The organism is Paragemmobacter kunshanensis (assembly GCF_011059185.1).
Lineage (GTDB): Bacteria > Pseudomonadota > Alphaproteobacteria > Rhodobacterales > Rhodobacteraceae > Paragemmobacter > Paragemmobacter kunshanensis.
Map to the genome: position 1 here is coordinate 25,234 of NZ_JAALFE010000003.1, position 21,193 is coordinate 46,426.

Annotated in this window: 25 protein-coding genes; 6 read left to right on the forward strand and 19 right to left on the reverse strand. The window is 68.1% G+C overall.

Translation table 11 applies throughout. From position 1 onward, the window contains the following. The first annotated feature begins 27 nt into the window (after nucleotides 1-27). A complete protein-coding gene (rpoN, locus tag G5V65_RS03960; RefSeq protein WP_165047274.1) occupies nucleotides 28-1,377 on the forward strand; it encodes an RNA polymerase factor sigma-54 in 1,350 nt (449 codons plus the stop codon). 96 nt (nucleotides 1,378-1,473) lie between these two features. Here rpoN and G5V65_RS03965 read toward each other — a convergent pair whose 3' ends face one another. From G5V65_RS03965 to G5V65_RS04000, 8 genes are read right to left on the reverse strand one after another with little or no spacing between them, the layout of a single operon-like run. Next, on the reverse strand, nucleotides 1,474-2,184 hold the full coding sequence (locus G5V65_RS03965; protein ID WP_165047275.1) for a hypothetical protein: 711 nt from the start codon (nucleotides 2,182-2,184) through the stop codon (nucleotides 1,474-1,476). Between the two features lie 10 nt (nucleotides 2,185-2,194). Next, the gene (locus G5V65_RS03970) at nucleotides 2,195-2,920 is read right to left on the reverse strand and encodes a hypothetical protein (protein WP_165047276.1); all 726 of its coding nucleotides are present in this window, start codon (nucleotides 2,918-2,920) and stop codon (nucleotides 2,195-2,197) included. A 46-nt stretch (nucleotides 2,921-2,966) separates the two neighbouring features. Next, nucleotides 2,967-3,167, reverse strand: a complete 201-nt coding sequence (locus G5V65_RS03975; protein WP_165047277.1) for a hypothetical protein — start codon at nucleotides 3,165-3,167, stop codon at nucleotides 2,967-2,969. A gap of 8 nt (nucleotides 3,168-3,175) precedes the next feature. Beyond that, the gene (locus G5V65_RS03980) at nucleotides 3,176-4,318 is read right to left on the reverse strand and encodes an EscU/YscU/HrcU family type III secretion system export apparatus switch protein (protein WP_165047278.1); all 1,143 of its coding nucleotides are present in this window, start codon (nucleotides 4,316-4,318) and stop codon (nucleotides 3,176-3,178) included. Further along, nucleotides 4,311-5,123 carry a flagellar biosynthetic protein FliR gene (gene fliR, locus G5V65_RS03985; RefSeq protein WP_241250429.1) on the reverse strand — a complete coding sequence of 271 codons (813 nt, stop codon included), beginning with the start codon at nucleotides 5,121-5,123 and terminating at the stop codon, nucleotides 4,311-4,313. The genes G5V65_RS03980 and fliR overlap by 8 nt, the downstream gene beginning before the upstream one ends. Further along, nucleotides 5,123-5,389: a flagellar biosynthesis protein FliQ gene (gene fliQ, locus G5V65_RS03990; protein WP_165047279.1), complete on the reverse strand. Its 267-nt coding sequence runs from the start codon at nucleotides 5,387-5,389 to the stop codon at nucleotides 5,123-5,125. Before fliQ ends, fliR begins: the two co-directional genes overlap by 1 nt. A gap of 1 nt (nucleotide 5,390) precedes the next feature. Next, on the reverse strand, nucleotides 5,391-6,131 hold the full coding sequence (gene fliP / locus G5V65_RS03995; RefSeq protein WP_165047280.1) for a flagellar type III secretion system pore protein FliP: 741 nt from the start codon (nucleotides 6,129-6,131) through the stop codon (nucleotides 5,391-5,393). Next, entirely contained in the window at nucleotides 6,128-6,427 is a 300-nt protein-coding gene (locus tag G5V65_RS04000) for a flagellar biosynthetic protein FliO (protein WP_165047281.1), read from the reverse strand. Before G5V65_RS04000 ends, fliP begins: the two co-directional genes overlap by 4 nt. Before the next feature lie 212 nt (nucleotides 6,428-6,639). Here G5V65_RS04000 and G5V65_RS04005 point away from each other — a divergent pair, with 212 nt between their 5' ends. Then, nucleotides 6,640-6,846, forward strand: a complete 207-nt coding sequence (locus G5V65_RS04005) for a hypothetical protein (RefSeq protein ID WP_165047282.1) — start codon at nucleotides 6,640-6,642, stop codon at nucleotides 6,844-6,846. 102 nt (nucleotides 6,847-6,948) lie between these two features. On the opposite strand, the gene fliN is transcribed toward G5V65_RS04005, so the two are convergent. From fliN to G5V65_RS04060, 11 genes are all read right to left on the reverse strand, one after another. After that, the gene (fliN, locus tag G5V65_RS04010; RefSeq protein ID WP_165047283.1) at nucleotides 6,949-7,230 is read right to left on the reverse strand and encodes a flagellar motor switch protein FliN; all 282 of its coding nucleotides are present in this window, start codon (nucleotides 7,228-7,230) and stop codon (nucleotides 6,949-6,951) included. 6 nt (nucleotides 7,231-7,236) lie between these two features. Continuing rightward, nucleotides 7,237-8,205, reverse strand: coding sequence for a flagellar motor switch protein FliM (gene fliM / locus G5V65_RS04015; protein WP_165047285.1), 969 nt, complete (start codon nucleotides 8,203-8,205; stop codon nucleotides 7,237-7,239). Between the two features lie 11 nt (nucleotides 8,206-8,216). Beyond that, complete coding sequence (locus tag G5V65_RS04020; RefSeq protein ID WP_165047286.1) at nucleotides 8,217-8,792, reverse strand: flagellar basal body-associated FliL family protein; 576 nt, start codon at nucleotides 8,790-8,792, stop codon at nucleotides 8,217-8,219. An 11-nt stretch (nucleotides 8,793-8,803) separates the two neighbouring features. Beyond that, on the reverse strand, nucleotides 8,804-10,213 hold the full coding sequence (locus G5V65_RS04025; protein ID WP_165047287.1) for a flagellar hook-length control protein FliK: 1,410 nt from the start codon (nucleotides 10,211-10,213) through the stop codon (nucleotides 8,804-8,806). 62 nt (nucleotides 10,214-10,275) lie between these two features. After that, a complete protein-coding gene (locus G5V65_RS04030) occupies nucleotides 10,276-10,683 on the reverse strand; it encodes a hypothetical protein (protein ID WP_165047288.1) in 408 nt (135 codons plus the stop codon). After that, complete coding sequence (locus G5V65_RS04035; protein WP_165047289.1) at nucleotides 10,680-12,011, reverse strand: FliI/YscN family ATPase; 1,332 nt, start codon at nucleotides 12,009-12,011, stop codon at nucleotides 10,680-10,682. Before G5V65_RS04035 ends, G5V65_RS04030 begins: the two co-directional genes overlap by 4 nt. Then, a complete protein-coding gene (locus G5V65_RS04040) occupies nucleotides 12,008-12,787 on the reverse strand; it encodes a FliH/SctL family protein (RefSeq protein WP_165047290.1) in 780 nt (259 codons plus the stop codon). Before G5V65_RS04040 ends, G5V65_RS04035 begins: the two co-directional genes overlap by 4 nt. A 3-nt stretch (nucleotides 12,788-12,790) precedes the next feature. Continuing rightward, nucleotides 12,791-13,840 (reverse strand): flagellar motor switch protein FliG, encoded by a 1,050-nt coding sequence (fliG, locus tag G5V65_RS04045; protein WP_165047291.1) that lies wholly within the window; start codon nucleotides 13,838-13,840, stop codon nucleotides 12,791-12,793. Nucleotides 13,841-13,901: 61 nt separating this feature from the next. Beyond that, entirely contained in the window at nucleotides 13,902-15,614 is a 1,713-nt protein-coding gene (gene fliF, locus G5V65_RS04050) for a flagellar basal-body MS-ring/collar protein FliF (RefSeq protein WP_165047293.1), read from the reverse strand. A 24-nt stretch (nucleotides 15,615-15,638) separates the two neighbouring features. Further along, nucleotides 15,639-15,974 carry a flagellar hook-basal body complex protein FliE gene (locus tag G5V65_RS04055; RefSeq protein WP_241250430.1) on the reverse strand — a complete coding sequence of 112 codons (336 nt, stop codon included), beginning with the start codon at nucleotides 15,972-15,974 and terminating at the stop codon, nucleotides 15,639-15,641. 15 nt (nucleotides 15,975-15,989) lie between these two features. Continuing rightward, nucleotides 15,990-17,126: a sigma 54-interacting transcriptional regulator gene (locus tag G5V65_RS04060; protein ID WP_165047294.1), complete on the reverse strand. Its 1,137-nt coding sequence runs from the start codon at nucleotides 17,124-17,126 to the stop codon at nucleotides 15,990-15,992. 385 nt (nucleotides 17,127-17,511) lie between these two features. Between G5V65_RS04060 and G5V65_RS04065 the strand changes: the two genes are divergently transcribed. The 4 genes from G5V65_RS04065 to G5V65_RS04080 all read left to right on the forward strand — a co-directional run bounded on the left by G5V65_RS04065 (nucleotide 17,512) and on the right by G5V65_RS04080 (nucleotide 21,162). Next, nucleotides 17,512-17,817 carry a hypothetical protein gene (locus tag G5V65_RS04065; RefSeq protein ID WP_165047295.1) on the forward strand — a complete coding sequence of 102 codons (306 nt, stop codon included), beginning with the start codon at nucleotides 17,512-17,514 and terminating at the stop codon, nucleotides 17,815-17,817. A gap of 188 nt (nucleotides 17,818-18,005) precedes the next feature. Then, nucleotides 18,006-19,220 carry a chemotaxis protein CheA gene (locus G5V65_RS04070; RefSeq protein WP_165047296.1) on the forward strand — a complete coding sequence of 405 codons (1,215 nt, stop codon included), beginning with the start codon at nucleotides 18,006-18,008 and terminating at the stop codon, nucleotides 19,218-19,220. After that, nucleotides 19,217-20,026: a CheR family methyltransferase gene (locus G5V65_RS04075; protein ID WP_165047297.1), complete on the forward strand. Its 810-nt coding sequence runs from the start codon at nucleotides 19,217-19,219 to the stop codon at nucleotides 20,024-20,026. The genes G5V65_RS04070 and G5V65_RS04075 overlap by 4 nt, the downstream gene beginning before the upstream one ends. Continuing rightward, a complete protein-coding gene (locus tag G5V65_RS04080) occupies nucleotides 20,023-21,162 on the forward strand; it encodes a protein-glutamate methylesterase/protein-glutamine glutaminase (protein WP_165047299.1) in 1,140 nt (379 codons plus the stop codon). The genes G5V65_RS04075 and G5V65_RS04080 overlap by 4 nt, the downstream gene beginning before the upstream one ends. The last annotated feature ends 31 nt before the right edge of the window (nucleotides 21,163-21,193 follow it).

Consider the following 21,193-nt stretch of genomic DNA (forward strand, 5'->3'; position numbering starts at 1 on the left):
CAATGTCCCTGCAAGGAGTTATTGACCATGCAGCTTTTCACCGCACAATCCATCGGCCAACGCCAATCCGTTGTTGTCACCGCCCAGCTTCAGCAGGCGATCCAGCTTCTGCAAATGGGCAATACCGACCTGCAATCCTTCATCGAATCCCAGGCGGAAGAGAACCCCTTCCTCGATCTCGGCTCCCGCGCCGCCCAGCCGCGCAGCACCCGCGACCTGACCCTTCCCTCGCAGCTGCGCTCGGGCGAAGGCGATTGGGATCGGCTGGGCCAGCTTGCCGCCGATCCCGGCCCCTCGCTCTATGCCCATGCCGCCGCCGAAGTCGCGCGCCTCTCCCTTTCCCCGCAGGAATCCCTGATGGCCGAGGCCTTCCTCGATGCGCTGGAACCCTCGGGCTGGCTTGGCCAGCCGCTTTCCGCCATTGCCGAACGCCTGTTCGTTTCCGAAGACGAAGCAGAGGCGCTGCTGAAAAAGCTGCAAGGCGTGGAACCTGCCGGGCTCTTCGCCCGCAACCTTTCCGAATGCCTGCGCCTGCAGGCCGCCGATCAGGGCCTGCTCACGCCCGCCTTTGCCGCGCTGCTCGACAATCTGCCGATGCTGGCCCAGGCCGATCTGCGCGGCCTCTGCCGCGCCTGCAATGTCGGGATGGAGGATCTGAAGGCGATGCTGCGCCAGATCCGCAGCTTCAACCCCAAGCCGGGCGCCACCTTCGACGCCTCTCCCCTGCCGCAGCGCGCCCCCGATCTGATCGTGACGCGCGGCGCCGATGGCTGGCGCGTCGATCTCAACCGCTCCACCCTGCCCACCGTCGTCGTCCGCGAAGGCGAGGCGCGCCGCCTCTCCACCCGCCGGGTCGAGGCGAATGCCTATGTCTCCGAACGCCTTTCCGTGGCCCGCTGGCTGTCGCGCGCCGTGGAACACCGCAACCAGACCACCCTCAAGGTCGGGGCCGAAGTCGTCCGCCGCCAGACCGAATTCCTGGAACAGGGCGCCTCGCGCATGCGCCCCATGGTCCTGCGCGAAGTGGCCGAGGCGATCGGCGTGCATGAAAGCACCGTCTCCCGCGTCTGCTCGGGCATCCTGATGGCCACGCCGCAGGGCACCTTCCCGCTGAAAGCCTTTTTCAGTGCCGCCCTGGCCAGCCGCGATGGCGATGCGGGCGAGGCCGGCTCCGCCGCCGCCGTGCGCCACCGCATCCAGAAGATGATCGCCGCCGAAAACCCCGAAGAGCCCCTGTCCGACGATCACATCGCCCGCGTCATCGGGGCCGAGGACGGGGTGCAACTCGCCCGCCGCACCGTCGCCAAATACCGCGACCAGCTGCGCATCCCCTCCTCCGTCGATCGCCGCCGCCGCGCCATCGTCTCGCAGATCTAGCTTTCCGGAACGGGACGTCAGGTCTCCCGCTCACGGCACCGAAAAGGCCCGCATCCTGCGGGCCTTTTCTCTTGTCCGGTCAGGGGGGGCGGCCTCTCAGGCCGCCTGCTCGGCGCGGCGCGGTTCGGTGGCAAACAGGTTGCGGTCGCCGGGCTGCGCGACAAGATGCTTGCGATGCGCCTCCGCCTCGTTCCGCGCGGCGATCACCGCGGCAAAGCCCAGCCCCCGCCCCAGCCTGTCCATCCGCAGAAAGGCATTGGCCGAATCCCGCACCCAGACCCCCGCCGCCAGCCAGACCGCCGCCGCCAGCCAGGGCGTCACCACCGCCGCGGCCACCAGCCCCGCCACCAGCGTCGCCCCCTGCACCCAAAGGCGCATCTGCAACAGCCAGAGCGGCGGTGCTATCATTGCCATCACCGAAGGCTTCATCGGATAGATGTCATAGACCCCGTCGCCCGACCGCATCACCTCAAAGTTCTGCAATCCCGCCGGGTCGATGCGATGCACCTCTGCCGCCGCATCCGCGGGCGGGCAGGGGATGCTCTCCCACCGCCCCAGCGCGGCCCGGTCGGCCAGCACCAGGATCTCTTCCGCCCCGCGCCGAAAGCCCAGCGCCTGCGGCTTCCCCGCCGCTGCCGCGAAACGCTGCTGCAGCGCGGCCTCATTGCCCCGGAAGGGCAGGCCGTTGATCCGCTCCAGCACATCGCCCCCGCGCAGGCCAAGGCGCAGCCCGGCAGGCGTCAGGCCATCGCCGCGCAGGCGAAGGGCGGTCTCCATCGTCTCGGTCGGGGGGATGTCCTGTGCCATGTCTCACCATTCAAGGATAGGTAAAGGGATCGGGTTCCGAAGAGGCCGCCGCCGCGGGCTTGGGTTTCGGCTTCGGTTTCGCGGGCCGCGCCGTTCCGGCCGCCGCCGCACCGCCGCCGCCACCCCCCGCCGCCACCAGGGCCTTCACCCCGGCAAGGAGTTCGGCCATTTCTCCCGGCGCGCCGCCGACCATCTCCATCTCCATCTCGGCCAGCGCCGTCAGGATCTCGTCGCGCATGGTTTCCATATCGGCCTTCACGCCGTCGCGGATCGCCGTCGCGATCTGCGCCTCCATCTCGGCGGCGGGCAGGGCGGGTTCCGGCGCCGCGGCCGACATGGCCGCGCGGCGCACCTCGTCCTTCACCATCTCCAGCGTCGCCAGCAGATCCGTCTTCATCACCGCCTGCTGCTCGGCCACCGTATCGCCGATCCCGTCGATCAGCTTCAGCTCCTCGACCAGCAGCTTCGCCGCATCGGCCTGCACCGCCGCGGCATCCCGCAGATCCGCGACCGACCGGAAATAGACCAGCCCGCCCAGCACCAGCGCCACCGCCGCCCCGACGGCGGCCCCGGCGGCCAGCATCGTGTTGCGCCGCTGGCCCTGCATCACCGCCTCGGCAAAGGCCCGATGCGCCGCCGAAAGCTCGGCCATGTCCTGCGCGGCATCATTGGCCGCCTGCGCCGCATCCAGCGCGCGGCGGATGCCCTCATCGGTTTCGTCGGCCTCGCCCGTCATGGCCCTCTCCTTGCGTTTGCCCCTCTTCACAGCAAGACCCGTGCCATCACCGCCGCCGCGCCAGAATGGCCGCGATCCCGAACCGCCCCGCCGCGGCAAAGCCGCCCAGCGCGCCGATCCCCATCGCTAGCCGCTCCATCATCCCGAACCCGGGATCCAGCGCCGCCCCCAGCAGCACCAGCCCGCCCAGGGCGAAGACCAGGGTCGAAATCATCTCGCCCGTGCTTTTCTGCGTCCGTTTCGTCATGCCATTCCTCATCCTTCACGCTGCCCGAATTCGCCGAACCGCAATTCGGGCGGCACCTCGATATCCGGCACCGAAGATCCCTCGCCCCGGTCCAGCCGGTAGACATGCGCCAGCACCGCCGCGACAGCCGCGTAAAGCTGTTCGTTGATCTCGGCCCCGATATCGCCGGTGAAATAAAGCGCCCGTGCCAGCAGCGGGATCTGCACCGGCGCCAGCCCCACCTTGCGGCCCCGCGCGATGATCTCCTGCGCCATCGGCCCCTTGCCCATCGCCAGGATCACCGGCGCCCGCGTCTCGCCCGGCACATAGCGCAGCGCCACCGCGAAATGCGTGGGGTTGGTGACGATCGCCGTCGCGCGCGGCACATCGTCCAGCGCGCGCCGCCGTTTCGAGGATTCGCGGCTCGCCTGCATCTGCAACTGCCGCATCCGCCCCTTCACCTCGGGCGATCCGTTCTGTTCCTTGTTCTCTTCCTTCACCTCCTGCAGCGTCATCATCAACTGCTTGCGCAGCTTGATCACCTGCCAGGCCACGTCGATCGCCGCGATGGCCGCCAGCCCCAGCACCAGCCCCGCCATCAGCCGCATCACCGCCGATCCCATCACCCCCGCCGCAGCGCCCGGGGTCAACTGCCATAGCCGGTCCAGCACGGGCAGCATCCCGCCCACCATCCCCCAGGCAATCGCGCCCAGCACCACGACCTTGGCCACCGCCTTGCCCAGTTCCACCAGCGCATTGCCTGAAAACATCCGCTTCAGCCCGGCCAGCGGGTCGATCCGGCTGGCCTTGAACCCCATCGCCTTGGGCGACCAGTGCAGCCCCCCCATCACGATCTGCACCGCGATGGTGGCAATCACCATCGGCACCGCCACCGCCACCGCCACGCCCAGCACCTGCCAGAAGGCCGTCCCGATCCGCGCCGCCACGATGCCATCCAGATCCGCCACCCGCCCCATCGCGAAGTAGCCGCTGAACCGCGGCAGCATCGCGGGCATCACCGCCGGGGCCAGCGCCATCATCCCGGTCCCCACGGCGAAACCGGCAAAGATCATCGCTTCCTTGGATGTCAGGACAGACCCGTCCTCGCGCGCGTCATCCTTGCGCTTCTGCGTCGGCTCCTGTGACTTTTCCGCGCCGTCATCCTCAGCCATTGCCACCCCCCAGCAACAGCGCCTCCAGCATCCCCACGCCTTCGAAGACCACGTCCTCCAGCGCCGTCGCCAGGCCCGGCGCCGTCAGGTAAAGCAGGACCAGCGTCACCGTCATCGTCACGGGAAAGCCAAAGGAAAAGATGTTCAGCGTCGGCGCGGATCGCGTCAGCACGCCCACCGCCATGTTCAGCAGAAGCAGCGCCGCCACCACCGGCAGCATCATCGCCGCCCCCAGCACGAACATCCGCCCGCCCGCGATCAGCCCCGCCTGCACTAGGCGCGGCAGGTCGATCCCGCCGCCCGGGGGCAGCACCACATAGCTTTCCAGCACGATCCGGATCACCGCCAGATGCCCGTCCACCGAAAAGAACACCATGGTCAGGAACAGCCCGAACAGTTGCGCCACCACCGGCGTCTGCCCGCCCGCCGACGGGTCATATTGCGCGGCGAAACCCAGGCCCGCCGTCGCCGCGATCCGGTCGCCCGCCAGCGTGGCCGCCCCGAAGAGGATGGTCAGCACCAGCCCCCCCACCAGCCCCACCGCCAGTTCCGTCAGCACCAGCGGCACCGCCTGCAGCCCGGCCAGATCCGCCGGCCCCGGCAGCGCCACCCCGCCCGCCATCACCGGCAGCGCCAGCACCCCCGTCGCCACGATCCGCACCTGCAACGGCACGAACCGCCCGCCAAAGGCCGGCGAGGCCAGAAGGAACGCCCCGATCCGCAGCATGGCGAACAGATAGACAGCCAGCCATTCCACAATGGCCGTCAGCCCCATGCCCGGCAGCGGAAAGCCCTCTCCCCCCATCAGCGTATCGCCCGGATCGCTTCGAAGATGGTCTGGAAGTAATCCGTCATCACCGTCAGCATGAATCCCGATGCCAGCGCCATGGTCAGCATGGAAATCGCCAGCTTCGGCACAAAAGACAGCGTCTGCTCGTTGATCGAGGTCGCCGCCTGCACGATCCCGATCACCAGGCCCGTCACCAGCGCCACCACCAGAACCGGCCCCGCCACCATCAGGATATGCCAATAGGCCATCTGCAAATGGCTGATATTCGCGTCGAATTCCATCTCAGCCCCCCACGCCATAGGTGGCCGCCAGCGACCCCACGGTCAGCGCCCAGCCATCCACCAGCACGAAGAGCAAAAGCTTGATGGGCAATGACACCAGCATCGGCGACAGCATCATCATCCCCAGCGCCATCAGGATCGAGGCGACAACCATGTCGATCACCAGAAAGGGCAGAAAGATCAGGAACCCGATCTGGAACGCCGTCTTCAGCTCCGATGTCATGAAGGCGGGCAGCAGCACCGAAAGCGGTACATCCGCCTGTTCCGCATAGGCCTCGTCCCCGGCAAGCTGCTGGAACATCATCAGGTCGTTCGCCCGGGTATTCTCGATCATGAACCCCTTGATGATCCCGGTCCCGATGGTGATCGCCTGATCGGCGGGCAACTGCCCGTCCAGATAGGGGCCCATCGCCTCGTCATAAAACCGCGTCATCGTGGGTTGCATCACGAAGAACGTCATGAACAGCGCCAGCGCCACCAGCACCTGATTGGGCGGCGTCTGCTGCGTGCCAAGGGCCTGCCGCAGGATCGACAGCACGATGATGATCCGGGTAAAGGCCGTCATCCCCAGCACGATCGAAGGCAGCACCGTCAGCGCCGTCATCAGCGCGACGATCTGCAAGGACAGCGAATAGGTCGTCCCGCCATCCGCGCCTTCCGTCAGCGTCAGCGCAGGCAGGCCCTGCGCCACGGCCACCCCCGGCATCGACAAGAGCAAAAGCGTCAGGATCAGCCGCATCATGCCGCGCCCTCCGCCGCTTGCGCAGGCAGGGCAGGGGCCCCGCCCTCGGGCAGCGCGGTCAGCACCGGCGCCTCGCCCCGGCAGCGCAGGATCAGGAATTCGCGCCCATCCACCCGCAGGATCATCGCCCGGTCCGTGGGCGACAGCGCCGCCACCTCCACCAGCGCCATCCGCCGGTTTCCCGCGATCCGGCGCGCCAGCCCGCCCCGGTTCAGCTTCACCACCAGCCAGCCCAGGCCCAATACGGCCATGAACAGCGCAAGCGTCAGGATCTGGTCAGGTCGGATCACGTCCACGGATCGGCACTCCGGCAAGGGGCTTCGTCACCCCTTCCCTGCAAGCCCCGTGCCGCCCGGCCCGCCGGATGGAACGAAATCGCACTTTTCCCATCCCCCTCCCGCCCCCGGATCAGACTTTCGACCAAGGCCCATGCTTCTGGCGATCTAACATTCGGCGGCGGATGGCTTCACTTTTGCCGGACAGGAAACAAAGCCCAAGGGGGGGCAACATGTCCGGAAACCTGCGAGACTGGGTCCACCGCCGCCGCATCGACGGCCTGCCCACGGAACGCGCGCTGCAACATCCGTTCTTCGACACCCATCTCGAAGAGGTCCGCATCATGCCGCGCCGCCAGCTTGTGCGCGACCTGCGTCTCGTGCCCAAGGTCGGCGAGAAATCCTATCAGATCATCCTGGATGCGCTGGGCGATCTCTGATCGCCCCGCCCCGCCCCGCTTTCCCGGCCGCGTGCATACAGCGTATGCACAGCCGTCTGCACCGGCTGTCTGCACCGGGCATGGCACGCCCTTTTGGCCCGATCAGACGGATTCCGCCCGCTTTTCCGGGTCGATGATCTGGCCAAAGCGGATGCCGAACCGCTCTCCCACCATCACCACCTCGCCCTTGGCGATCAGTGTTCCATTCACCAGAACATCCAGCGGATCCCCCGCCAGCCGGTCCAGTTCGATCACCGAACCCTCTGAAAGCCTTAGCAAATCCCGGATCGTCAGTTCCGCCCGGCCAACTTCCACCGTCAGCCTGACCCCGATGTTTTCCAACAGGCGCAGCCCCTCGGGGCCGGTCTTGACCGCTTCGCTCATCGTTTCTCAACCCCTTATCTGTCTGGTGACGCTCAGCGCGGCCTTGCCCGCGATCTCGCCCGGAACCGCTTCGAAGAAAGGCTTGCCGTCGATCAGCACTTCCACCTTGTCCGAAACCTTGGCGGGGATCACATCCCCTTCCTTCAGATTGGCCAGATGCCGCAGCGCGATGTCCGGCTCGCACAGCCGCGTGCGCACCTCCAGCGGCACCGAAAGAACCGCCCGCTCCAACCGTTCGCGCCAGCTTGCGTCATCTTCCACCGTATCCGATTGCGTGCGCGAACGGAGCTGGCTTGAAATCGGCTTAAGTGTCTGAAACGGATACAGAATATCGAAACTCGCAGGCTCCGCGTCGGGCAGTTGAACCATGAAGGAACAGTTGACGATCATGTCATCGCCATCCACGAATGCCGCGAACTGCATGTTTTCCTCGCGGCTCTGGACGCTGAATGTCAGATGCATCAGGTCGCGCCAGGCCAGTTGCAGCGCGTTGTTCAGCCGGTCGGTGACGATCTCGATCACCCTCTGCTCGGTCGAGGTGAACTCGTTCCGCCCGCTTTTCACATAGCGGATCGACCCGCCGTAATAGGCATCCGTCAGCAGGCTGATGAAGGGCGGCGGGATCACGATCAGGTGGTTCCCGCGCAACTCCTCGATCCGGGTATTGGTCAGCGAAACGAAATTGTCCTGGCTGTTGCGATAGTCGTCAAAGCTGCGCGTTTCCGCCGGAAAGGCCGAAATCCGCGGCTGGATGCGCAGCAAGGGCAGAAAGACAGACCGCGCGATCCGGCAGAAGCGTTCGTTGATCATGCGCAGGGCGTGATAATCGCCCATCATGGAAATGTCATTGGAACCAAAGACATAGGGCCGAACTTCCGCCCCGTCGGCCGAAGTGCCGAAGCCCGTGGTATCCATCAGCCCGCCCACCAGGGCGGCCACCTCATTGGCAGAAAGCTTGCGTGGCGTGCTGGCCATGATCCCGGCCCTTACTGCATCATGAAGGACGGAAAGAACACGTCCTCGATCCCGCCAAAGCCCTCAAGCTTCACCAGTCTCTGGTTGATCGTGTCCTTCAGCGCATCCGCCAGCCGCGCCCGCCCCGGCATCCCCGCCAGGTCCTCTTCGGTAAAGGTCGCGATCACCGCCAGCATGTCGGATTGCAGCGCCAGCTTGTGGGTCTCCACATTGGTGATCACCTGCGCGTCATATTGCGTCGAAACGCCGACCTGCACCTGAAGAAAAGCCTTTGAATCCTTCAGGTTGGACGTCAGCGCATCCGGAAAGGTAAAGTAGGAGGTGACGAAAAGCTCTTCCTCCGGCACTTCCTTGGCCACCCTTTCCAGCCCGCCCTCGGGAAGGGCGCCGCCGCCTGCACCGGCCGCTTCCGGCTGGATCATCTGCAGCATGCCCTGCGTCGGCGACAGCGGGTTCGCGAAATAGACATAGCCCCCCGCAAAGCCGCCACCGACCAGCAGCACGGCCAGGATCAGCTTGCCCAGCAGGCCGATGATCTTCTTCATCTTTCCGGGCTTTTCGATGGGATCGACGGTTTCAACGCTCATGGATCATGTCCTCAGGCAATCAGGTTCACCAGCCCGCGCGCCGCCGCGCCGGCCGGGCCGCCGCTCAGGCCGCCCGCCAGGGTGCCGGTCCGGGCCTCTGCGGGCCGCTCAACGACAAGACCCCCGGCCTTGCCCCCCCGCGCCGAAGGATCGCCCTGCGGATCGCGGCTCGTTGTTTCCTGCCCGCCCAGCGACAGCCCCGCACGGGACAGCGATTCCGACAGGCGGTGTTCGTTCTGCTGCAACAACCGCGCCGCTTCCGGCGTCTCGGTGACAAAGCGCACCTGCGCCTGACCGTCGGTCATGTCCAGCCGGATCTTCAGCCGCCCCAGATGCTCGGGCGCAAGGTCGAGGTCGATCTGCTGACCGTCCCCCGAAAGCTCGGCGGCGATCCGGTCGGCAATCGCGCCCTCCCAGCCCGGCCTGTCGGTGGCGATCGGGGCCTGCGCGGCAAAGGCCGCGGCTTGGGTCGGCTGGGCCGGACCGGCCATGGCCGGGGCCTGCTGTGGCAAGGGTGCGGTCTGGCCCGCGGCGGGAGTGATGGCTTCCGCGGGGGCAGGGGTCGGACGCTCACCACCCGCCTGCCGCGCGGCAGGCTCCGCCACCGCCCCTGCCGCGGGCGTCAGCCCCAGCGCCTCGCGGCGGCGTGCCGTCTCCTCGGCGGTGACGGGCCCCTCCGTCGCCTCGACGGGCAGTCCCTCGGCCCATTCCCCTGTCTCCTCGCCCTGCAAGGCGGCCAGCGGCCCGCCGGGCAGGGGCGCTGCGGGGCGCGTGGCCTGCTGCTGCATCATGGGCTGCGCGAGGCCGCCTGCCACGGCCACGGAAACCGCGGCAGCAATGGCCTTTTCCCCTTCGCCCTGCGGCAGGGCGGCCACCGGGGCGGGCGCTTCCGTCAGAGGGGCCGCCAACACAAGCTGCAGGTCTACCTCGGCTTCGTCCGTATCTTCCGTTTCGGCTTCGGGGCCTGCGGCATCGGCGCTCTCGCCCTCTGCCTCGGCCGGGGTGGCGGCATCGCCCATTCCCGCCAGCGCTGCCTGCAGCGCGGCACCGGGGGGCGGGGCGGCCTGTTCGGGGGCCGCCGTTCCGGCCAGGTCCGCCTCGGTCACCGCGCCGCTCATCGCCGCGGTCGTCGCAGGCATCAGCGCCGCCAGCTGGCCCAGATCCTCCAGCACCACGCCGCTTACCTCGGCCGCGCCGGGCATCGCCTCGTCCAGCGCAACAGCCCCGGCGATCAGCGCCTCGTTCCCCGCCTCCCCGGCCCCCTCGGCCCCCATGGCATCGGCCAGCGTCAGGGCGAAATCGCCCACCGGCCCGCCTTCGGCCTTGGTGGCACCCGGGGCACCGCCTGCGGCACCGATCATCGCGGCGATCACGTCGCCACGGGCCGCGCGGGGGCTCTGGATGGGTTCGGGCAGGGTCATCTGGGATCGGTCCTCGGCTCGAATTGGGTTACTCGCGGGCTTGCTTGCAAATCCGGTGCCAACTAGCGGCGGCGTGGCGGCATTGCCGCCTCACGCAGGGCAAGCTTTTCCTCTGCCTCGGTTTTCCGGGCGGAACCGGCCTTTTCCATCAGCGTCTGGTGGCGGTGTTCCTGCTGCGACAGCCGCGCCTGTTCCTCGGTCAGCCGGGTTTCCAGCGCCTCTTGCCGGGCGCGGTGCCGCTCCACCTCCGACAGGATCTGCGCCGCCATGTGGCGCTCTGCCGCGATCTCCGTCGCCAGCCGCACGCCCCCCGGCTTGCCCTGCCGCGACAGCGCCTCGTTCAGCCGCTCCACCATGCGCTCCGCCTCGGCCTTCTGCTGGGCCACCGTCCGCAGATCGGCCAGGGTGACCGCGATCCGCGCCTTTTCGCGCAGGGCCATCAGGCCCAGGGTCCGCGATGCCCCGCTCATGCCGCACCTCCGGCAAGCGCCAGCAGCGCCTCACGGCTTGCGGCGAAATCCGAAGGTTCATGCGCGCCCTGCCGGATCAGCGCCGTCACCTGCGGCCACAGCCGGATCGCCTCGTCCAGATCGGGATCCTGTCCCGGCATGTAACCCCCCATCAGCATCAGGTCGCGATTGTCCATGTAAAGCGTGATCATCCGCCGCAGCTTCTGCGCCGCGGCGCGGTGCGGGCCATCGGTGATGTCACCCATCACCCGGCTGGCCGATTGCGGCAGGTCGATCGCCGGATAGACGCCCATCTGCGTCTGACGGCGGCTCAGCACGAAATGCCCGTCCAGAATGGCCCGCGCCGTATCCACCACCGGGTCGTTCGTGGTGTCGTCGCCATCCGCCAGCACCGTATAGATCGCCGTGATCGCGCCTTCGCCCGGCAGCCCCGCCCCCGTCCGCTCGATCAGCCCCGGGATCAGCGAGACAACCGATGGCGGATAACCCTTCGCCGTCGGCTGTTCGCCCAGTGCCAGCCCGATCTCGCGCTGGGCATGGGCGACGCGCGTCAGGCTGTCCATGATCAGCAGCACCTGCTTGCCCTTGGCGCGGAAATGTTCGGCAATCGCGGTTGCCCGCCGCGCCGCGCGCAGGCGCAGCAGGGGGGAGCGGTCGGCAGGCACGGCCACCATGCAGATGCGCTTTGCCGCCTCGCCCTGCATCACCGATCGCACAAAGGCCCCCACCTCGCGCGCGCGCTCGCCGATCAGGCCCACCACGATGACATCGGCCTCGGTATAGCGGGCCATCATCTCCATCAGCACCGATTTCCCGACGCCCGACCCCGCGATGATCCCCACGCGCTGCCCGCGCCCCACGGTCAGGGCGGCGTTGATGATCCGCACGCCCACATCCAGCGGCCGGTCCACCGGCGTCCGCGCCAGCGGGTTCATCAACCGCCCCGCCAGCGGCCAGCGTTCAGAGCAGAGCGGCACCGCCCCCCCGTCCAGCGGATGCCCTTCGGCATCCACCACCCGGCCCAGCAGCGCCTCGCCCACCTCGGCCATCTGCCCGCCATCCATCACCCGCACCCTTGCCCCCGCGATGATCCCCGCCCCGGGCTGGTTCAGGAACATCAGCACATGGCCGCGCGCGAAACCGATCACTTCGCCCTGCACGGCATCGCCGCTTTCCGTGGCGATCTCGCACAGCGTGCCGGGGCTGGCGGGAAACCCCGTCGCCTCAAGGATCAGCCCGTCATAGCGCAGCACCCGCCCCTCGATCAGCGCGCCCCGCGCCTCGGTCCGCCGGGCGATGCCCGTGCCGATGCGTTCGATCAGGCTCATGCCCCCACCTCCAGCAGATCGGCCAGCCGGATGCCATCCGACCGGATATCGACATCGCCTCGCGCCAGGCGCGGATCGCCCTGCAGGCTGGCGGCCGCGATCACCTCGCAGCCCTCCAGATGCGGCAGGATCGCGGCCAGATCATCGGGGTTCAGCCGGATCGACACCGCCCTCACCCCCTGCGCCACGCGGTCCGCCATCGCCTCGATCCGCGCGGCAAAGGCCGCGGGCAGCGCGTCGATCATCTGCCCGGCCCGCTCTGCCGCAAGGCGGCGCACCGCGCCCGCGATCACCTCGGCCAGATCCTCGGCCAGATCCGCCCCGCCCGAAAGCGCGGCGGCGGCGGCCAGAAAGGCCGCCCGCGCCGGTCCCAGCGCCGCCTCGGCCTCGGCCCGCGCCTCGGCGCGGCCCGCTTCCAGCCCTTCCTCCAGCCCATCCGCCCGACCTGCGGCATAGCCCTCGCTGCGCGCCTCGGCCAGGCGTCGCGCCGGATCCTCCACCTGCGCGGCGGGCGCGGTCTCGGCCGGATCGGGTGCCAGCACCTCGATCTCCGCCGCGGCCATCCCTGCCGCGGGCAGCACCTCCGTCACCCCGTCCTCCAGCAGCACCCCCGCCTCGGGATCGACGCGGCGCACCTCGTCCAGCCGGGCGCGGCGAAAGACGGCATCGGCGGGCGTGCGCGGGGCCGCGCCGGTGAACCCCTTCTGCGCCGAAGCCCGGATCAGCGCCATCACCTCGGCAGGCCCCATGCGGGGGGCATCCTCTGCGCCAGCCATGGCTTACACCATCTGCTCGCCGCCGCGGCCCGCCAGCACGATCGTGCCTTCGTCCGACAGCCGCCGCGCCGTGGCCACGATGGCCTTCTGCGCCTCCTGCACATCCGTCAGCCGCACCGGCCCAAGCGCTTCCATCTCGTCGCGCAGGTTCGCCGCCGCCCGGCTTGACATGCAGCCCAGAAGCTTGTCGCGCAGCCCCTCGCTCGTGCCCTTCAGCGCCAGCACCAACTGCTCGTTGTCCACATTGCGCAACAGTGTCTGCAGCGACCGTTCGTCCGACTGTTCCAGATTGTCGAAGACGAACATGTTGTCCATGATCGACTGCATCAGATCCTTGTCCTCTTTCCGCACCTCGCGCATGATCCGCTGTTCCATCGCGGTGCGGGTAAAGTTCATGATCCGCGCCGCCGCCTTAACGCCGCCGATCTGGCTGGCGCGGGTCGTGGCCGATGCCTTGAACTTGCGCTGCATCACCTGTTCCAGATCGCGCAGCGCCTCGGGCTGGATCGAGGTCAGGTCCGCGATGCGGCGGATGATGTCGGGCTGATGCTCTTCGGGCAGCAGCGACAGCACATCCGCCGCCAGCGCATAATCAAGGCAGGCCACCACCAGCGCGATGATCTGCGGATGCTCGTCCACGATCAGCTCGGAAATCGACCGCGCGTCCATCCAGTCGAGGATTTCGATAGGCCGCTCGGCCGAAGACGGGTTGATCCGGCTGATGATCGACTGCGCCTTGTCCTCGCCCAGCGCCTCGGTCATCACCGACCGGATATAGACCGGCGCGCCATGGTTCAGCCCGGTTTCCTGGTTCAGCCCGATCAGGAATTCCTCCACCACATGCTCCAGCGTCAGCTGGTCCACATCCCCCACCGAATACATCGCCGCGCCCAGATGCTGCACCTCGGCCGGGGTCAGGTTGCGCAGCACCGATGCCGCGCCGCGTTCCCCGAACAGCATCATCAGCACCGCCGCGCGCTGCACCGGCGTCAGCCGCGACAGCGCGGCAGGCGGGGCAGGGGCGGGGGTCGGGGCAGGGCGGGGGGCGGGCATGGCGATGCTCCTTTCACGTCGGTCTGTCGTTTGGTCCTCGGGCGCGGGCGATGCCGCCGCCTCAGCCGCGCGGCGCGGCGTCCACTTCGTCCTTCATCATCTTCTGCAGGACCGAGGCGATCCGCCCCGGATCCTCGGCCACGATCTGGCGCAGCACGGCGAACTTTTCCTCGCGCGTCACATTGGCGCCCAGCGCGGCGCTGGTCAGCTTGGATCGCCGCGCCTCCAGCCGGGCCGTCACGTCATCCAGACTGTCGCCCGCCGTCACCTCGACACCCGCCACCCCGCCAAGCTGCACCGGCCCGTTGCCGCCCGCCGCATCCCCGGCCAGGCTCACCCGGCTCAGAAGCGGGCGGATCACGCCCAGCGCGATGATCCCGATCAGCGCGATCAGCGCGAGTTGGCGCGAGGCTTCGGGCAACCACGACCAGTCGGTCGGCGTATCGACCACCACCATGTCCATGAAGGGTTGCGCCGTGATGGTGATCGTGTCGCCGCGTTCCGCGTCAAAGCCGATGGCGCCCTGCGCCAGCTTCTCGATATCGGCGCGCAGGTCATCGGGCAGCAGCGGCGCGGGCGGCGCGCCCTCTTCCGCGGGCGTCGCGGGCGGCATGGCGCGCATCAGGATGGCCGCGCTGATCCGGGTGATCTGCGCCGTCGCGGGCTGTGTCGTCTCGACCGTGCGGCTCACCTCATAGTTCTTCGTCGATCCGCTCGACCGGTTGGTGATCTGCCCGGCCAGGGGCTTGGCCCCCGTCGCCTCGCCCGCAGGCACCAGATCGGCCTGGTTCGGCGGCGCATTGGCCACCGCGCCCGGGATCCCCCGCGCCTGCGGCTCGCTGCTTTCCACCAGTTCCGATTGTTCGGACCGCAGCGCCGTTGCCGCCGGATCGACCCGCTCCTCGGTGATCTGGCTTTGCGTGAAATCCATGTCCACCGTCACCTGCACCGACAGGTTCCCCGGCCCGGCAATCGGCGTCAGCAGCGCCTCGATCCGTTCGCGATAGAGCTTCTCCACCTCAAGACGGTGCTGCAACTGCCGGTCCGAAACCTGCGCCGCCGGATCGTCCGATCCGCGCGACAGAAGCCGCCCCATCTGATCCACCACCGTCACATCGCCCCGCGCCATGCCGGGCACCGAGGTGGACACCAGGTTCACGATGGCCTCCACCTGCGATGCCTCCAGCGCCCGCCCGGGCGCCAGCTGCAGAAAGACCGATGCCTTGGGGGGCTGCATGTCGCGCAGGAAGGCCGATTTCTCGGGCAGCGCCAGATGCACCCGCGCCTGCGCCACCGCCGAAATCTCGGTGATCGACCGCGCCAGATCCAGCTCCTGCGCCTGTTTCAGCCGCGCCCCTTCCACAGACCGGCTCGCCCCCATTGGCAGTTCCGTCAGCACCGCATCCCCATCGGGCAGCGATTGCGGCAAGCCCTGCGCGGCAAGCTGCATCCGCGCCCTGTGATAATCGGCCGAGGGCACCTCAACCTGCCCGGTCGCGCTGTCCACCGTGGCGTCGATCCCGGCCGATCCCAGCGCATCCATGACGCGCGCCTTGTCGGCCTCGGCCAGCCCGGGGAACAGCACCATCCGCGCGGGTTCCCGCAGGATCAGCCAGCCGCCCACCGCCAGCACCGCCACCGAAAGGATCAGGATCGCGGGCATCGCGCGGCGCAGCGCGGGCTGGTTGCCCATGCGCATCACCTGGCTGACCGCGCCGCGCATCTGGGCGACGATCGGATTGCCGTTGCTTGTCGGAACCGGGGTCATGGCCATCTTGCGTCAGTCCTTCATCCGGTCTCAGACCGGCATGTTCATGATGTCGCGGTAGGCGCCCAGCGCCTTGTTCCGCACGTTCAGCGCGAACTGGAACCCCAGCGACGAAATCTGCTGGTCGATCATCACCGAGGCCAGATCCGTCTCGCGCCCCAGTTCAAAGGCCTTGGCCGATTCCGCCGCCTTGCTCTGGGCCGATGCCAGATCGTCCACCGCCTCGGCGATCCGCGCGCCAAAGCCGCCGCCGCGCGCCTCCTGCGGGCCAAGCGGGCCCGAGGATTGCCCGCTCTGCAGCGGCGTCTCGGGGCGGATCACCCCGGCGCCGAATGCCCCCATGCCGTTGATCGGTCCTGCGGTCATCGCCTATCCCCCGGATCAGACGGCCCGCGCCATCAGACGCGTCACGGTGGGGGTCGTTGCATGGATCAGCAGGTCTGCCGGGGTGATCTTGCCACCCTCCTGCATCACCAGCGCGCGCTGGATCACGTTTTCCAGCTCGCGCACATTGCCCGGCCAGTCATGCGCCACCAGCGCCGAGATTGCCTCCGCCGTCAGCATCGGCAGGGCCTGGCCCGCCGGCGTATGCCGCCGCACCATCGCCACCGCCAGAACCGGAATGTCATCCGGCCGCTCGCACAGCGCCTGCGTCGTCAGCGGGAAGACGTTCAGCCGATAGAACAGATCCTCGCGGAACCGCCGCGCGCGCACCTCTTCGGGCATGTCGCGGTTCGACGTGGCGATCACGCGGATATCCACCGGCACTTCCTTCTGCGCCCCGATGGGCGTCAGCGACCGTTCCTGCAGCACGCGCAGCAGCTTCGATTGCAGCCCCATCGGCATTTCCGAGATTTCGTCCAGCATCAGCGTGCCGCCCTCCGCCGCACGGATGATGCCCTTGTTCGCGTTCGACGCGCCGGTGAAGGCGCCCTTCTCATGGCCGAACAGGATGGCTTCAAGCATGTTCTCCGGGATCGCCGCGCAGTTGATGGCGACGAAGGGCGCATTTGCCCGGCGGCTTGCAGCATGCACCTGCCGCGCCAGCACTTCCTTGCCCGAACCCGTCGGCCCGTTGATGAACACCGTCACATCCGTCCGCGCCACGCGGCCCGCCAGATCAATCAACTGCCCGGTCTCGGCATCGGCGGCCACCATGGCCTGCACCTGCCCGCCGATCAGATCCGCCAGCATCATCAGCCCGGCATCGCGCAGGGCCGTCAGCCCCGTCACGGGCAGCGCCACCCGCAGCACGCGCCCGCCCAGTTCCTCTGTCACGCCAAAGACGGCGGCGCCCTCGCTCACCACCACCATCGCCTTGGCCCCCGCCTGCCGCGCCATCTCGGCCAGCCCGCGCGCGCCACCCAGCCGGGCCTCGCCCGCCGCCGAGGCGACCAGAACCTGCACCCCCGCCTTGGCCTTCCCGCCCCGGCTCACCGCGACACGGCGGCGGGCCAGAAGCTGGGCCACGGCCGCAGCGGCATCAAAGGCTTCGTCGAGGATGTGGATCACGGCCATGGTCTCGCTCCGGTGTTGAACAGTCACTCGGAGGGGGAAGAAGCAGGATGCGTGCCACGCGACGAAAAGGGCGGAAAAAATTTTTGCGCCGCCCCTAAAACGGCCTCAGACCGGGTCGTTCACCCCTATTGCCACAGGAAGGACACAAGGTTTCCGACAGCGTCACCTCCCTCTCGCCGGTGCCGCGCGGAATCCCGACACGACTTTCGCAGCGGCCCGACCCATACCTTTGGCACCCTGCCATACAGACGGGTTCCGGCCACTGCTGCGTCCTGTCCGATCCCCCCTGCGGCAGGCGCAAAACCCATCCGAAAGTCGGTATCACATTCTCGGGTCACGCGTCGTTGAAGTTGCAGCAAGTCCGACAAATCCCGGGGCACAGTCCATGCTATCAAAGACATATCATCTCAAATTTCCCAGTCTCGACGCCGCTCAGATCGCCGCGCCCTTCGTCATCGAGGCCCTGGGAAACGCCATCCCCAGTTGCAACCTGACCGGGCTCAACGTGCTGATTTCAAAGGAAGGTGACGTTTCGATCAATGTCTTCTTCCCCTCTGTCGCCGAACTCAAGAACTTCGAAAAGAACCATGGCGGCTTCCTCGACACGATGAAGAAGACCTTCCTGTTCAAGTCCACGGGTTTCGACGGGGTCTGCATCTTCAACTTCGATCGCAGCGACGAGGCCGCCTGATCGCATGCCGGCGGCTGCCCATGATGCCTCTGGCCCGCCTCTTGCAAGTTGAACCCGCAGATACCGACCCAGAGACCCGGGCCCGCAGGGCCGGGCGCAAGGCAGGATCGTGAAGGAAGGACCGACCGAATGACGTTCCGTCATCGCTGCATCGCCGTGAAACGGCCCGCAAGCGGGAGGGGCAGGCAATGAGCGCCGCCACCGAAACCTCGCCCGCCGATGGCGGCCTGATGCGCGTCTCCTCGGACAAGATCAGCCGTCTGATGGATCTTGTCGGCGAACTCTCCCTCTCGGTGTCCGAAACCGTGCAATCCTCGGATCTGGCCGGGCTGCAACTCACCAATTTCGATGCCGCCGTGCATCGGCTCAACATGATCGTGCGTGAAGTGCAGGACGCCGCCACCGAACTGCGCCTTGTCCCCGTGGATGATGTCTTCCGCCGCCTGCGCCGGATGATCCGCGAACTGGAACGCCAGACCGGCAAGCAGATCGAGATGGAAATCGAAGGCGGCGACACCGCCATCGACAAGCTGGTCGCCGACCGCCTCTATGATCCGCTCCTGCATGTCGTGCGCAACTCTGCCGATCACGGGCTGGAAGGCCCCGAGGAACGCACCGCCGCGGGCAAGCCGGCCCAGGGCCGCATCACCCTGTCCGCGGCCCAGGTCGGGTCCGAGGTCCGCATCACCGTCGCCGATGACGGGCGCGGCCTGTCGCGCGACAAGATCCTGAAGAAGGCCCGCGAAAAGGGCTTCTTCGGCATGGACGAGGAACCCGAACCCGCCGCGCTCTGGAAGATGATCTTCGAACCCGGCTTCTCCACCGCCGAAACCGTGTCCAACCTCTCGGGCCGCGGCGTGGGGATGGATGTTCTGAATGCCACGATGCAGGCCCTGCGCGGCCGCATCGGCGTGGACAGCACCGCAGGGCAGGGCACCCGCGTGGCGCTGCATATCCCCGTGTCCCTCGCCTTTCTCGATTGCATCATCCTGCGCCTTGGCCACCAGCTTTTCGCCGTGCCGATCGACGTCATCTCGGAAATCGCCAAACCCCGCCCCGAGGAACGCGTCGGCATCTCGGCCGACAGCGGATCGGAAATGTTCCGCCTGCGCGGCACCTTCATTCCCGTCTGCCGGCTCGACGATTTCTACGACACGCCCATGCGCGCCGCCGAAACCGCGCCCGAGCCCGTCCTCGTGGTCTTCAACACCACCTCCGGCCCCATTGCCGTGCCCGTCGATGAAATCCTCGACCGCCAGCAGGTGGTGATGAAGCCGCTGGTCGGCCGCCTTGCCCATGTCCGCGCCTCCTGGGGCTGCGCGCTGCTGGGAACGGGCGAAGTTGCCCTCGTGCTGGATTGCGAACGCCTCGCCGCCGGTGCCGCGAACGGAGCCCCGCAATGACCCGCACAGACCGTCAGGGAACCGAGGTGATCCGCGGCTGGCTGGCCCAGCGCTGCGGCATCCATTTCCCCGAACACAAGCTCGATCAGCTGCGCCAGCGCCTCGTGAAGGTGCAGCGCGAATTCGGCGTCCCCGATCTGTCCGACATGGCCGGTCGCCTGGATCTGGCCGATGCCACCGCGCTGCAACTCGCCGTGATGCATGCGGCCTCCACCAACCACACCTATTTCTTCCGCGAAGTGGACGTCCTCGACCACTTCCGCACCCGGATCCTGCCCCTTCTCGCCCAGCGCGACGAAATCCGCATCTGGTCCGCCGCCTGCGCCGCCGGGGACGAGGCCTATACGATCGCCATCCTGATCGCCGAAACCCTGGGCCCCGCCGCCCTGCGCCGCACCGTGATCCTGGGTACCGATATCTCCAGCCCCACCATCGCCGATGCCGAGGCGGGTATCTATTCGGAAAACCGGCTGGATCGCGTCCCGCCCGACTATCTCGATCGCTGGTTCGAACCTGCAGGCCCCGGCCGGATGCGCGTCCGCAAGGAACTCCGTGATGTCTGCACCTTCCGGCAGATGAACCTCAAGACCATGCCCTATCCGTTCAAGAAGTCCTTCCAGACGGTCTTCTGCCGCAACGTGCTTTACTACTTCGAACGCGATGACCAGATCGCCACCCTGCGCGCCCTGCACGATGTCACCGAACAGGGCGGCTGGCTTCTGACCAGCGTCACCGAAAACGTGCGCGAGGTCTGCGCGCCCTGGCGCCCCGTCGTCAACGGCGTCTTCCGCAAGGGGGGCGAATGATCATGGCCCGCCCGGTCCGCGTCCTGATCGTCGATGACAGCGCCATGGTGCGCAAGGTCCTCTCCATGGGCCTTTCCGCCGATCCGGGGATCGAGGTGATCGCCGCCGCCTCCAGCGCCGAGGCCGCCTGGGACATCATGCGCAAGGACCGGCCCGACGTGATCACCCTCGATGTGGAAATGCCGCGCATCGACGGGCTTACCTTCCTGCGCCACTACCTGCCGCTGATGCCCATCCCCACGGTGATGATCTCCACCCTCACCAGCGCCGGGGCCGCGGTGTCGGTCCAGGCGATGCAGGCCGGGGCGGTGGATGTCATCTCCAAGCCCAGCCTTGGCCTTGCCTCCGGCCTTCCGGCCATCATGTCCGACATCTGCACCCGCGTCCGGGCCGCCGCCACCGCCCGCATCGGCCGCGGCCAGGCCCCCGCCGCCACCGCAGCACCGGGCCTGTCCCCGGCCCCGATCCCCGTCCGCCCCGTGCCCGCCACGCCGCGCAGCGCCGACCCGGTGCCGCCGCCCGGCTTCACCGCGCCGCGCAACGCGCCCACGCTCATGGCCATCGGCTCTTCCACCGGGGGCGTCCAGGCGCTTTCCGCCATCCTCCCCGCCTTCCCGGCCAACAGCCCCGGCATCGTCATCGTCCAGCACATGCCCGAAGGCTTCACCGGCCCCTTCGCCACGCGCCTGAACAGCCTGTGCTGCCTCGACGTCCGCGAGGCGCAGGAAGGCGACATCCTCCATCCCGGCGCGGCCTTGGTCGCCCCCGGCGGCACCCGCCACATGACCGTGGAACCGCACGGACGCGACAGCTATCGCATCCACCTCGTCCAGGGCGATCCGGTCTGCTTCTCGCGCCCCTCGGTCGATGTGCTGTTCGAATCCGTCGCCCGCGCCGCAGGCCAGAACGCCATCGGCGCCGTCCTCACCGGCATGGGCCGCGACGGCGCCCGCGGCCTTTTGACCATCCGCAGCATCGGCGGCACGACCATCGCTCAAGATGAGGCGACTTCGGTCGTTTATGGAATGCCGATGGCCGCGCGCGACATCGGGGCCGCACAGCATGTGCTGCCGCTCACCGCAATCCCGGCCCGGATGATGCAGGCCGTTACCACCCGCCAGGCCGCCCGCGCCTGACCGGACCAGTAAGAAAGTTGAGAGGAGACCG

Bases quoted from the DNA above. Each gene is read 5' to 3' on its own strand.
- fliN (WP_165047283.1), bottom strand. From the start codon at position 7,230: ATGAGCGAAGCGGTCAAGACCGGCCCCGAGGGGCTGCGCCTGTTGGAA.
- G5V65_RS03975 (WP_165047277.1), bottom strand. From the start codon at position 3,167: ATGACGAAACGGACGCAGAAAAGCACGGGCGAGATGATTTCGACCCTG.
- G5V65_RS04065 (WP_165047295.1), top strand. From the start codon at position 17,512: ATGCTATCAAAGACATATCATCTCAAATTTCCCAGTCTCGACGCCGCT.
- G5V65_RS04020 (WP_165047286.1), bottom strand. From the start codon at position 8,792: ATGAGCGTTGAAACCGTCGATCCCATCGAAAAGCCCGGAAAGATGAAG.
- G5V65_RS04075 (WP_165047297.1), top strand. From the start codon at position 19,217: ATGACCCGCACAGACCGTCAGGGAACCGAGGTGATCCGCGGCTGGCTG.
- G5V65_RS04040 (WP_165047290.1), bottom strand. From the start codon at position 12,787: ATGGCTGGCGCAGAGGATGCCCCCCGCATGGGGCCTGCCGAGGTGATG.
- G5V65_RS04055 (WP_241250430.1), bottom strand. From the start codon at position 15,974: ATGACCGCAGGACCGATCAACGGCATGGGGGCATTCGGCGCCGGGGTG.
- fliF (WP_165047293.1), bottom strand. From the start codon at position 15,614: ATGGCCATGACCCCGGTTCCGACAAGCAACGGCAATCCGATCGTCGCC.
- G5V65_RS04025 (WP_165047287.1), bottom strand. From the start codon at position 10,213: ATGACCCTGCCCGAACCCATCCAGAGCCCCCGCGCGGCCCGTGGCGAC.
- G5V65_RS04070 (WP_165047296.1), top strand. From the start codon at position 18,006: ATGAGCGCCGCCACCGAAACCTCGCCCGCCGATGGCGGCCTGATGCGC.
- fliP (WP_165047280.1), bottom strand. From the start codon at position 6,131: ATGATGCGGCTGATCCTGACGCTTTTGCTCTTGTCGATGCCGGGGGTG.
- fliM (WP_165047285.1), bottom strand. From the start codon at position 8,205: ATGGCCAGCACGCCACGCAAGCTTTCTGCCAATGAGGTGGCCGCCCTG.
- fliG (WP_165047291.1), bottom strand. From the start codon at position 13,840: ATGCCCGCCCCCCGCCCTGCCCCGACCCCCGCCCCTGCCCCGCCTGCC.
- fliR (WP_241250429.1), bottom strand. From the start codon at position 5,123: ATGGGGGGAGAGGGCTTTCCGCTGCCGGGCATGGGGCTGACGGCCATT.
- fliQ (WP_165047279.1), bottom strand. From the start codon at position 5,389: ATGGAATTCGACGCGAATATCAGCCATTTGCAGATGGCCTATTGGCAT.
- G5V65_RS04080 (WP_165047299.1), top strand. From the start codon at position 20,023: ATGATCATGGCCCGCCCGGTCCGCGTCCTGATCGTCGATGACAGCGCC.
- G5V65_RS04060 (WP_165047294.1), bottom strand. From the start codon at position 17,126: ATGGCCGTGATCCACATCCTCGACGAAGCCTTTGATGCCGCTGCGGCC.
- G5V65_RS04030 (WP_165047288.1), bottom strand. From the start codon at position 10,683: ATGAGCGGGGCATCGCGGACCCTGGGCCTGATGGCCCTGCGCGAAAAG.
- rpoN (WP_165047274.1), top strand. From the start codon at position 28: ATGCAGCTTTTCACCGCACAATCCATCGGCCAACGCCAATCCGTTGTT.
- G5V65_RS03980 (WP_165047278.1), bottom strand. From the start codon at position 4,318: ATGGCTGAGGATGACGGCGCGGAAAAGTCACAGGAGCCGACGCAGAAG.
- G5V65_RS03965 (WP_165047275.1), bottom strand. From the start codon at position 2,184: ATGGCACAGGACATCCCCCCGACCGAGACGATGGAGACCGCCCTTCGC.
- G5V65_RS03970 (WP_165047276.1), bottom strand. From the start codon at position 2,920: ATGACGGGCGAGGCCGACGAAACCGATGAGGGCATCCGCCGCGCGCTG.
- G5V65_RS04005 (WP_165047282.1), top strand. From the start codon at position 6,640: ATGTCCGGAAACCTGCGAGACTGGGTCCACCGCCGCCGCATCGACGGC.
- G5V65_RS04035 (WP_165047289.1), bottom strand. From the start codon at position 12,011: ATGAGCCTGATCGAACGCATCGGCACGGGCATCGCCCGGCGGACCGAG.